Genomic DNA, 7583 nt, shown 5'->3' on the forward strand with positions numbered 1-7583 from the left:
AGTGCATCCTTTGACCGAGACTACACCTCAAGAGTGCATTGGGATTGTGAATGCGGTTGGATGGATGATTCAATTTAAGATGTTCGTACTTTTTTACTTCCTTGCGCTTAATGCTTGCTGACTCAATTGCATCACAATATTTTGCGGCAATGGGTCTATGACAGCATCAGTCGGCAGTGATTTAATAAAAGCTGTTACCTCTTCCCCAGTTTTATATTTCCCTTCACTCCAAGCATCAGCAATCTGTTTCGCTACCCGGTCAGCATCATCTCGATTGGCATGGGCGGTAATACATTGAATATCATTACCTGTAAATGATATCCATGTCTGCCAAAGTTCCGTAACTGGATGCTGAACAATCCCTGTGGTCAGTTCATTGTCCTTAAGCACTGATTTTTTCTGACGGCGACCAAATCCTTTAAACATGGCAATATTGAGTAAACGCTATTTTAAAATGCCCAAAATCAAAACTGCGATCGCACTTGTGTAACATCTACAATCCCACACTCACGTTGTCCCTACCGTTGCCCCATGCGGACTGAAAAACAGCGAGAGCTAGGGCTTTGCATCGGATTAGATTGCTAGTGGTAAAGCAATGTATCTATGGCGCTACTTTTTTCGCAACTGCTTACCAGGGGAAAATCCAGGCACTATCTAATAATTACTAATTCGTAATTCGTAATTAATTCATAATTGTGTAACTATCAGAATAGTTGTAAAAACTTTAAAGTTAAACAATTTTCTCCATGCGCTCATTACTCTTTCAAAACTTAAAGTTGACTATTCCTACAGCTTTATTATTTACGGTTCTTGGCTATATTCTAAGTCTATTTCTGAGTTTTCTTACCAATCCACAAGCAGCAAGATGGCAATTCCATCTAGAATTCGGCCCTGAACCCCCAAACCTTCATGAGCTTGCAATTTTTCAAGCTCAGGCAGCATTCTCCGGTACAGCGCTCGGAATTCTAATAGCTCAAACAACTTTTTTTGTATATGTAAGTAAATTTGGAATCAGCAATCGTAGCACTAAGCAGTAATCGAATTATTTAAGTTAAAGTTGCACTTCTAACTCGCTGTAAGCGTACTTATACGGGGAAGCAAGCTAGGCGTAGCATTTCTAAGAGTTGGCTTTACGCTACGCTATCATTTAGAACTAAATAATCATAATCCTTATGCTTTTTTGACTCGGCAGGCAAAACATTTAAATGCTTGCTGTCCTGAGAGATTGTCATAATATTGTTTATCTATCAAGATATTAACTGACTCATAGTAGGGAGTTCCCAACTCTTCTGCCATTTTCTGCCCAGGCCCGAACCAGCCAGGGACAAAAATAGTATCTTCTCGAATTCCTGACCAAACCAATGCAGTGCCAGTGATTGCTCCTCTGGGGCTTTCAACTATGATTTCATCACCATTTTTAATCCCTGCTTTTTTTGCTGCTTCTGGATGGATTTGTACTAAGCGAACACCATTCATTTGCTTGCCTGTATAAGTCCAGTGAGTTACAGAGTGGAAATGAACTACACTCGATCTACCAGTTATTCCCATTAGTGGGTACTGCTTGTGTACTTTCCCAGAAGAGATTTTTCCTAATTTAATGTTTTGAGTCAGTGCCTGTGGATTCACAGGATTTTTTACCAACTCAGATGTGTATTCAATGGTAGGATGCTTACCTATTACCTCTGGATGGGTATAGAAGCTTGGCAGAGCAGAGTGTCCAGCCTCAGCTAGCCGACTTTGTAATTGGGGAGTATAAATTTCTACTTTCCCACTGGGAGTTAGAAATCGCTTACCAATATTATCAGGGTTAAGAGCTGATGCGGCTTCATACCAAGATGCATGATCTAGGTAAAGTGTGCTGACACCAGGATGATCTACTGTGGGACAAGGCCAACGCAAGGGTTCTGTTCTTTGAGATAGTCTCTGTTGGGTCATACCTCCCATTCCGGGAGTATTCGTTAAAAAATTTGCCCACAGATGACGATAGTCTTTCCAAGAATCAGGAAAGTTGTCCCTCCAGTATTCAGGCGGATTGCGTTTGTCTAATTTCGCTGTGGCGTGTGCTAAATCAATCCAGATATGCCAATCTGGTTTGGATTTACCTACCGGAGTAACCACTTGTTCTTGCCAACGGATTGCTCGATCATCCCGCCGCATATAAACGGTTTCCATTTCAAAACCACTGGTTACGGGCAAAATAATATCAGCATAGTAGGCTGATTCTTCCATAAACAATCCAGTGTAAACATAAAATTCTAATTGGCGGTAAGCCTGTTGTACTTTAATTGTGTCTGAACAAGCCAACAGAGGATTACCCTGAGTAATGATCGCTTTGAGTTGATAAGGTTCACCTGAAATGATCGATTCTGCAAAATAATCTGGCCCAACTGGTAGTGCAATATCTTTGCTAGGCGTTTTACCAATAATCGCTGGCAACTTCAATTCCCCTGGCCAAGTATTGTGCATGAAATTGCAACCACCACCAGGAATACCAATATTACCTGTAATTGCAGCTAGGAATGTCAAACAACGGTAAGTATCAAAAGCCCCCAATTGATGAGAAATCCCAGCGTTGCAGAAAATAGCAGCAGGCTTAGTTTTTGCATAAGTCTCTGCCAGAAGCTTAATCTTTAATGCTGGAACATCCGTTACTTTGGCTGCCCACTCTGGTGTGTAACTGAAGCTTTTTAAGTGATTCTTCAGTTCATCAAAACCTAATACCCACTCTTTTACAAAAGCAGCATCGTATAAGTTGTTAGTCACGATGTGATAGAGCATTCCCAAAACCAAAGCCAAGTCAGTGTGTGGTTTCGGTGCAATCCACTCATCAGCTTGCGCTCCTGTAGGAGTCAAGCGCGGGTCGATAACTACTAATTTGGCTTTAGTCTGAACACGACTTCTAAGAAGATAGGCAAAGGTTACAGGATGCGTTTCCGCTTGATTCGTACCTAAAAATAGAAAGAATTTGGCACTTCCCAAGTCTTCTTTTTTAGTCGCATCATCAATTCCGTAACCGTTTGTAAAATTACCCAAGCCAAATGTCCAAGCCAAAGCATTGCCACCTGCATCGTTGCATACAGTCCCAACATCGGTATTATTAGGACTGCCCAGCAGACTGAAGTAGCGCCCGACTAGAGAACCTGTTCCCCGTGGGAGTCTGCCAGAGGTTTTGTTGGCGATCGCTCTAGCTTCACCTGCATCCCTTAGTGCTAAAAACTTGCTAGCTATGGTTGAAAGTGCTTCATCCCAAGAAATCGGCTCAAATTTAGAATTGCTGTCACCTTTTTTTCCGCTAACCCGCTTCATTGGGCTTTTCAAGCGAAAACGATTGTAAACTAACTGGGTCATCATTGGCCCTTTAATACAAAACCCACCAGCCTGTACTGGGTCATTTGGTTCACCTAACACATCTATGATGCGTCCGTCTTTGAGATGAACTTTCAATCGGCACAGAGAATTGCAGAATTGACAAGCGCTATCTACAATCTTATCTGGCTCTAGGGCAGCCGATTTCTGAATAAAATCAAATTCGGTACTTTGGAGAGGGATTGCCTGATCCTGTCCAGGACTTGCAGCATCTGCCACTTCTTTTTTTAGTAACTCTGCTGCACTTACAGCAGCTGTACTAATAGCCACCCCTTGGATAAAACCACGCCGTGAGGTCTTTTTTCTACCTTTTGATGTCATGGAGATGCTCTACCTACAATCGCACTGATTACAGCATTTCACAAATGTGGGTGAGTTTAGCTACCTCTGATTATAGATATTACATACTTGAATAACACCAATAAAAATATCTCAGTAGCGATCGCATGAAGGCAGTAAGCTTAGTGTGATTGCTCCCTATCTGCTTGTTCTAACCCGAATATTCTAGGAAAGCCTTTTATGAATAGATTAGACAAGACAACACAAATTATATCTCCCTGGTGGCGTTGGCCTCTTGAAGCTCTATTCCCAGATAAAAAATTTGATGGACAATTCCAAAATCCAGATAGCGAAGAGGTTTTTGATTTTGACTCGGTTATATCATCTGCTGATCCCATCACTATGATTGCATCTGATATTGCCTATTATCCAGAAAACGATCAGCGCGAACTTTTTACAATATTTATCTCTGGACTGGGACAAAATAAGTCTGAGTCTTCAAAAAGAAGCCGTAGGTATGCTACTACTCTTTTAACTGGTATCGCCAATATGAACAACTCTTCTTTTCTGAAGCAACGTCCAATTATTGCTTTCATTAACCGATACCTCGACTGGATAAATGCAGCTGTTGACTATCTAAATTTATCTGGTAGTCCAGTTATTAAAAATGCCGCAATTTTGATTAATTACGCTGTAAACAACTCGATACCTCTTAATTTATCGGGTGATAGTCTTGGAACAATTTACCTGGCTAGAGCTATTAAGCTTGCTAAAACAATTTTTATCAATGGACATGCTAAGGTGTTTGACTTTAGAGAACGACAAATTCAAGAACAGAAGTGGCAGCAGCACACTAGTCAACTTATCAATGTTTTGACCTTTGGAAACGGCTATCGAAAATGGATACCAGGCCCAAATTATATTATGGTTTTCATTGAAGGCGATATATTACCACAAAAATTTGGAATGACACCTCAAAGGGCCATTGAGCAAAAACGAGATGATATAAAATTTCTGGTATTTCAGCGTTTGTTTACTCAAGGCAACTTTGAAGCCCATAATATGATGTTTACAATTGAACTTCTTTGCCAAACTTTTAAAAAAAATCAACTTGAAGTTGGTGATTTTATGGGCTTATATAGCAAACTCAATTCCAACACTTTAGAAATTGCTACAACCGATGAAATATCATGGCCAAGCGATATGAAAAACTACGTATGGAATCCAGACAGTCTCAAATCAATTCTATCTCTCTCATCACATGAATAAAAATATAAGCTTCTGAAGCTGGGCTACAAAACCTGACGAAAAGCGCCTTGCTTCCAACCACCATATTTAACTTTATCTAAAGTTTTGTCCTTCATAATTTGAGTTTTCTAAAGATGGCATCTAACCCTATCTTAGTTTGCGGTGATTAAATTGCTAATGGTAAAGCCATTCATCTATGGCGCTACTTTTTCTTTAAACTGCAACAAGCAGAAAACGCAGGCACTTGGGTCGCTGGAATTGTCATTGGCTCATTGGTTTTCGGATTACGCCCTTCGCGCTAGTAGCGTTCGCGTCGCTCGAATGACCCAAACCCAATCAGCGTTACCTTTTCACCATTGGCTACAGCTTCGGTAACAACTGACAAAAAAGCACTAATGACTTCATCGGCTTGCTTTTTTGTGATGTTGGTCTTTGCCGCTACAGCATCTACTAATTCGCATGACGTTCATAAATCACCCTGAAACATTGCCAGTATTGGAAATTTACTTTACCATTACTACCTTTTGTGAGGATAGGGGGAAAAGGACTAACAATCAAGCAGCACACGAAAATTTACAGTACACGGCTACTGCTGTGGCAACTTTGAATTGAGGGGTACAGCCAGTTGAGTTTTAATGATTTCCCGAACATGATATGAGCCATGCAAAAATAACTTGAACACTTTTGATGGATCTGCAATGCAAATATGCTCCAAAACTTCTGTTGGCAGAACAACAAAGGTCGTTAAAAGACTTTTGATTTTTGAGAGTACATAACATCCGAGCGCAAAACGTACTTTCGCCCTTGGTCAACAGGAGTGCCTTCATGTACTAGTTCATGGACAAAGCACAAAGCCATACCTATTACTGGAACCACTGTGAGACTAGGTAAATGTTCATAGTATCGCCGATCAAAATGAAAACGGGTTTCGCCACCTGCAAAACCTTGATTCAGATAAATCATGAAGCTTAATAGACTCTCCTCACCATTAGAGCGTCGATAAGAACCATCATGATGAATCGCAAATCTCTGTCCTGGATCATAGCGATAGAAACGAAAACGCTCATTCAGCCCCACCGCTTCCCATCTGCCAATGATATTAGGAATATAATTTGACACACGCTGCCATAAACCAAAAGCTCGTTGCGGATCATCTAGGATAACACGCTCATTATTGCGAATATCAGGACGTATTTCAAAACCTCGTGAGGTAGTAATTGGGGCATCTGTATAACCGATGTTTTCGGTTAAAGCAATATACTCTGCACACTCTTGTGGTGAAAGAATATTGTCTATAGTGAAAATTTCATTATTTAGCAAATTTTTTTTAGTCATGGTTGAGTATGAAAGCGCTCCTAATGATTAGGCAAATCATCATTTATCATTGTTTCAATCACAATCCCGCCAAACCGAGCTTCATCAGCGCAGCATTTTACCCCATCAATATAGCAAATATGGCTTTCGTACTTCTCTTTAGTTTCAGTTATAATTCCCTCAAATCCTCCACTCATTGAGGTATTAAAAAAACTCAATTTTCGTCCCTGATCATCACTTGCTTTGCTATAGCAATCATCGCAAACTGCACGTGGATATCTTGGAAAATATCGAGTTGGGGTCGAACAGATTGGGCAAGGGTGAAATTCAGTATTACTCATATATTTTTACTTGAAAAACTCCATCTTGTGATTTGGAGATTACTCAAGCCCACTACCTGTACTGTCGCAGGGCTTCGGCAATCACTCATGAGAAATCGATTGCTCTTAGGCGATGGACTACGCCATGCTTGAGTGATGCACTTCTACAGTTAAAGAAATTGCAAATCAAAACTCTTTTACTTGTCGTGGATCTTCATCCGGTGGATGCCAACCACCTTTGAGCCAAAGACGACGAGCTTTGACAATAGATCCTTCATTATGACGCTCATCATTGAGGTCTAAACGATTACTTGTAGCTCGTCCTACAGAACTAATGCCAATAATTTTTAGACCATCTGCTGACCAAATAAAGTGATCTGACCACTTTTGCTGGCGTGGATTAAACAGGGGTAGTATCTGTCCTGTATCTGGATCAATTCCGGTGGTGAAATTATAGCGATATCCGTTACAACGCTGACAAGCTAACGCCAGGTTATCAGGGTCATCCGAACCTTTAAGAGACTGTGGGATAATATGGTCAATAGAAAATAGAGCAGCACTTGCAACTTCAGAAGAATGACAGTATTCACAAAGAAATTTTGCTCTTTGTCTGACTAATTTTTTGGTTGCATCATTAACTGTCATGATTCAGAAATGATTTTGGCATTAAGCAAGGTAAAAATTCTATCTAGTTCCAATATGCCTGCCAATTCAGCATCTTCTTCTGTGGTTAGCAATCCAGCTTTCTTTTTCTCAGATAATTCTTCGAGTCGAGACTGTAATTCTTCAGTAAATTTAAACAAATGTATGTCCCTAACTTTACTGAGTTTGATTCCAGAATCTACCCAGAATGAGGGCTGAACCATCATTTGAGTAATCATAAGCTGTATGTCTCGTTTAATTTAGCGGACTGGTGGTATTTTAACAGTGAATCTTCCTTAGCTGCTTTAGTTTGAATGTCAGTTGATAAAAGGTAATGCGATAGACTTGTCTTTTTCCCTAAAGAAGAAGCTTAAAATCACGGTTGTCGTCTATGATGCGTTGATACGTTGGCTG

8 protein-coding genes and 1 pseudogene are annotated in these 7583 nt (G+C 40.4%); 2 read left to right on the forward strand and 7 right to left on the reverse strand.

Annotated elements, in window-relative coordinates:
• Positions 1-93: 93 nt before the first annotated feature.
• Entirely contained in the window at positions 94-426 is a 333-nt protein-coding gene (locus VB732_RS34920) for a hypothetical protein (protein WP_323235387.1), read from the reverse strand.
• Positions 427-776: 350 nt separating this feature from the next.
• On the opposite strand from VB732_RS34920, the gene VB732_RS34925 reads away from it, so the two are divergent.
• On the forward strand, positions 777-1037 hold the full coding sequence (locus tag VB732_RS34925) for a hypothetical protein (protein ID WP_323235388.1): 261 nt from the start codon (positions 777-779) through the stop codon (positions 1035-1037).
• Positions 1038-1170: 133 nt separating this feature from the next.
• Here VB732_RS34925 and VB732_RS34930 read toward each other — a convergent pair whose 3' ends face one another.
• Positions 1171-3687 carry a molybdopterin-dependent oxidoreductase gene (locus VB732_RS34930; RefSeq protein WP_323235389.1) on the reverse strand — a complete coding sequence of 839 codons (2517 nt, stop codon included), beginning with the start codon at positions 3685-3687 and terminating at the stop codon, positions 1171-1173.
• A 198-nt stretch (positions 3688-3885) separates the two neighbouring features.
• Here VB732_RS34930 and VB732_RS34935 point away from each other — a divergent pair, with 198 nt between their 5' ends.
• On the forward strand, positions 3886-4914 hold the full coding sequence (locus VB732_RS34935; protein ID WP_323235390.1) for a hypothetical protein: 1029 nt from the start codon (positions 3886-3888) through the stop codon (positions 4912-4914).
• Between the two features lie 173 nt (positions 4915-5087).
• Here the strand turns inward: VB732_RS34935 and VB732_RS34940 are convergent.
• The 5 genes and pseudogenes from VB732_RS34940 to VB732_RS34960 form a co-directional block, all read right to left on the reverse strand.
• Positions 5088-5317: pseudogene (locus tag VB732_RS34940) on the reverse strand (HU family DNA-binding protein).
• Positions 5318-5637: 320 nt separating this feature from the next.
• The gene (locus VB732_RS34945; protein ID WP_323235391.1) at positions 5638-6228 is read right to left on the reverse strand and encodes a 2OG-Fe(II) oxygenase; all 591 of its coding nucleotides are present in this window, start codon (positions 6226-6228) and stop codon (positions 5638-5640) included.
• A gap of 20 nt (positions 6229-6248) precedes the next feature.
• Positions 6249-6548, reverse strand: coding sequence for a hypothetical protein (locus VB732_RS34950; RefSeq protein ID WP_323235392.1), 300 nt, complete (start codon positions 6546-6548; stop codon positions 6249-6251).
• Positions 6549-6713: 165 nt separating this feature from the next.
• Positions 6714-7172 (reverse strand): HNH endonuclease, encoded by a 459-nt coding sequence (locus VB732_RS34955; protein ID WP_323235393.1) that lies wholly within the window; start codon positions 7170-7172, stop codon positions 6714-6716.
• On the reverse strand, positions 7169-7408 hold the full coding sequence (locus tag VB732_RS34960) for a hypothetical protein (protein ID WP_163939136.1): 240 nt from the start codon (positions 7406-7408) through the stop codon (positions 7169-7171). The genes VB732_RS34955 and VB732_RS34960 overlap by 4 nt, the downstream gene beginning before the upstream one ends.
• Positions 7409-7583: the final 175 nt, after the last annotated feature.

Origin of the sequence: Nostoc sp. UHCC 0252 (assembly GCF_034931145.1) — a bacterium.
Taxonomy (GTDB): Bacteria; Cyanobacteriota; Cyanobacteriia; order Cyanobacteriales; family Nostocaceae; genus Nostoc.

Excerpts from the sequence above, each read along its gene's own strand:
- VB732_RS34935 (WP_323235390.1), top strand. The coding sequence starts at position 3,886 with ATGAATAGATTAGACAAGACAACACAAATTATATCTCCCTGGTGGCGT.
- VB732_RS34960 (WP_163939136.1), bottom strand. The coding sequence starts at position 7,408 with ATGATTACTCAAATGATGGTTCAGCCCTCATTCTGGGTAGATTCTGGA.
- VB732_RS34950 (WP_323235392.1), bottom strand. The coding sequence starts at position 6,548 with ATGAGTAATACTGAATTTCACCCTTGCCCAATCTGTTCGACCCCAACT.
- VB732_RS34920 (WP_323235387.1), bottom strand. The coding sequence starts at position 426 with ATGTTTAAAGGATTTGGTCGCCGTCAGAAAAAATCAGTGCTTAAGGAC.
- VB732_RS34955 (WP_323235393.1), bottom strand. The coding sequence starts at position 7,172 with ATGACAGTTAATGATGCAACCAAAAAATTAGTCAGACAAAGAGCAAAA.
- VB732_RS34930 (WP_323235389.1), bottom strand. The coding sequence starts at position 3,687 with ATGACATCAAAAGGTAGAAAAAAGACCTCACGGCGTGGTTTTATCCAA.
- VB732_RS34945 (WP_323235391.1), bottom strand. The coding sequence starts at position 6,228 with ATGACTAAAAAAAATTTGCTAAATAATGAAATTTTCACTATAGACAAT.